1 protein-coding gene is annotated in these 374 nt (G+C 63.1%); it reads right to left on the reverse strand.

Features of this window, described 5'->3' with window-relative positions; all coding sequences use genetic code 11:
• Positions 1-374, reverse strand: a 374-nt coding sequence (locus tag WDW90_RS38455; protein ID WP_336492917.1) for an SDR family NAD(P)-dependent oxidoreductase, incomplete at both ends; no start/stop codon positions are given.

Raw genomic sequence — 374 nt, forward strand, 5'->3', positions numbered from 1 at the left:
GCCATGGTAGCCTGGATCTGGGCTTCGAGGAGGGGCGTCAAGACGAAGCCCGGCGAGATGCAGTTCACCGTTACCTTGTGCGGCGCAAGCTCTAGAGCGGCCGCCTTGGTCAGGCCGGCAACGCCGTGCTTGGCCGCGACATAGGCCGACTTGAAGGGTGATGCGACGAGCGAATGCGCGGAGGCCGTCTTGATGATGCGGCCCCAATCCCGGCGCTTCATGCCCGGTATGACGGCACGCATCGTATGGAAGACGGATGACATGTTTACGGCGACGATCCTGTCCCAGTGCTCCGTCGGGAACGCCTCGATGGGAGAGACGAACTGGACGCCGGCATTGTTCACCAGGATGTCGACGGCGCCGAAACGGTCTTC

The organism is Methylobacterium nigriterrae, from assembly GCF_037106235.1.
Taxonomy (GTDB): domain Bacteria; phylum Pseudomonadota; class Alphaproteobacteria; order Rhizobiales; family Beijerinckiaceae; genus Methylobacterium; species Methylobacterium nigriterrae.